The organism is Limnochorda sp. (assembly GCF_047459355.1).
Lineage (GTDB): Bacteria > Bacillota > Limnochordia > Limnochordales > Limnochordaceae > Limnochorda.
Genome location: NZ_VSCV01000078.1, coordinates 1 through 1,833 on the forward strand (window position 1 = coordinate 1; position 1,833 = coordinate 1,833).

At 60.2% G+C, this 1,833-nt stretch carries 4 protein-coding genes; all 4 read left to right on the forward strand.

The annotated features are described in order from the left end of the window. The first annotated feature begins 100 nt into the window (after nucleotides 1-100). Entirely contained in the window at nucleotides 101-247 is a 147-nt protein-coding gene (locus FWJ67_RS10905) for a hypothetical protein (RefSeq protein ID WP_414482831.1), read from the forward strand. 30 nt (nucleotides 248-277) lie between these two features. Then, entirely contained in the window at nucleotides 278-577 is a 300-nt protein-coding gene (locus FWJ67_RS10910; protein WP_414482832.1) for an AbrB/MazE/SpoVT family DNA-binding domain-containing protein, read from the forward strand. 6 nt (nucleotides 578-583) lie between these two features. After that, on the forward strand, nucleotides 584-1,153 hold the full coding sequence (locus FWJ67_RS10915) for a host-nuclease inhibitor Gam family protein (RefSeq protein WP_414482833.1): 570 nt from the start codon (nucleotides 584-586) through the stop codon (nucleotides 1,151-1,153). 273 nt (nucleotides 1,154-1,426) lie between these two features. Continuing rightward, nucleotides 1,427-1,833 (forward strand): ERF family protein (locus FWJ67_RS10920; protein WP_414482834.1); only part of this gene is annotated, 407 nt, incomplete at its 3' end.

The following is a 1,833-nucleotide window of genomic DNA, read 5'->3' on the forward strand; positions in this document are numbered from 1 at the left end:
GCGGCGTTGACTCGTTGCAAGGTGTCACCATCCTGGAATATCTGGTGGCTTGACAAATCCAGCGACCTGGTGTATCATGCCAGCGGAGGGAGGGGTTACCATGAGGCGGGTCATCCGCAAGGCGCCGCCGGGAAGCATCTACGTTTACTACGGCAGGTCCTACAGGGGACACGCTCTGGCGGTTATCGCCCTGGTGGTGGCCGCGATTATGGTCGGCCTCGGGCTTGCCATCGGCTTTATTCGTTGAGCACCAAGATCAATACATGGAGGTGGTCGCATGCTTCACGAGACGGGGATTATTCTGAAGCCGGATGATCTCGGGAGGATCGTCATCCCCAAGAAGCTCCGTCGGGAACTGGGAATCGACTCCGGGCAAAGGGTAGAGCTGCTTTACGACCCCGAGGCCAGGCTGGTGGCGCTCAGGGCGTGGGAGCCCGGATGCGTCATCTGCGGAAGCCGCGAGCATTTGGTGCAGGTGAAGACCCGCTTTGTCTGCCGCGGTTGTCTGTCCGAGGGATGGGGTAGCAAGATGTCCGAGGTTGAATACCGGAACTTCCCGGTATTCGACGTGAGGTGACGGCCCATGTCGCTGGAACTTGACCGCGAATTCCAGACCGCGACCCAGCCAGAGAACGTCTGGAAGGAGGACTGGGTGCCCAAGACCCCTGACGACGCGACCTGGCTGCTGGCCGAATACCGCAGGATCAAAGGCGAGATTAAGTCCATCGATGACTTTGTTAAGCGGAAGATCAACGAAATCTTCGAGTGGTACAACCGCCGGACTCGGGTGCTGCGGGAAACCGAGGAACGGATCCTGGGGCTCCTGGAACTCTACGCCCGCAACTCCGGCAAGAAGACGATCAGCCTTCCGGGCGGTGAGCTGAGGCTCAGGAAGCAGCAGCCTCAGTTCCAGCGGGATGACGCTGTGCTCCTGGAGTTCCTGCGGACCCGTGAACTCACCCAGTACATCAAGGCTGTGGAGGCTCCCGACTGGAAGTCGCTCAAGGCCGATTGCCAGATTGTCGGCACCAACGTGGTCCTGCCAAACGGAGAGGTGGTCGAAGGCGTTACCGTACACGTGCCCGATGAGCCTGCATTCACGGTGAAGCTCGACGCTACGGAGGACGACACGCAGAGTGAGGATCCCGCGTAGCCAACTGTTCCTCGCCCAGGACGATTGGGCCAGGGCGTTCGAGTGGGTGTGGGAGAGAAAACCCAGGTGCTGTAAGTGCCGACGCCTGATCCGCCCTGCTCAATGGGTGATGTGGCTGGAGTCAGGCCAGCCGGAATCCCTTGCCCACCTGGGGTGCCTGCCGCCCAAGGTGAGGCAGATGGCCCAAGCGGAACTGAGGATGCGCGCACAAGAGCAGAGCGCTTATGAAGCCGCCAGAGCCATGCGGCGCGTATTGGGAAAGGAGTGATCCGGATGATCGAGGCGCCTGAGACGGCAGTCGGCTCCATGAAGACCAACAGTGTTCCAAAGAACCTGGTGATCAAACTCAGCGAGATTCTGGGCGAGATAGACCGGGTTCCCAAGCGCGGCCGGAACGAGTTCCACAAGTACGATTACGTGATGGAATCGGATCTTGTCGAGGCCGTGCGGCAGAAGCTTGCCGAGCGGCACGTCTTCTTGCTCTCCAGCGTTGAGGAGCTTCGGCGAGAGGACACCTTGACCGAGGCGAAGATCCGGTTCACATTCCTGGACGGCGATACGGGTGAGTCCCTCTCCTTCTACTACTTCGGCCAGGGCGATGACAAGGGCGACAAGGGGGCGTACAAGGCGTACACCGGCGCTCTGAAGTACGCCATCATGAAGAACTTCCTGGTCCCCAC

What these genes read in the sequence shown, in the direction of transcription:
- FWJ67_RS10915 (WP_414482833.1), top strand. Translation starts at nt 584, where the DNA reads ATGTCGCTGGAACTTGACCGCGAATTCCAGACCGCGACCCAGCCAGAG.
- FWJ67_RS10910 (WP_414482832.1), top strand. Translation starts at nt 278, where the DNA reads ATGCTTCACGAGACGGGGATTATTCTGAAGCCGGATGATCTCGGGAGG.
- FWJ67_RS10905 (WP_414482831.1), top strand. Translation starts at nt 101, where the DNA reads ATGAGGCGGGTCATCCGCAAGGCGCCGCCGGGAAGCATCTACGTTTAC.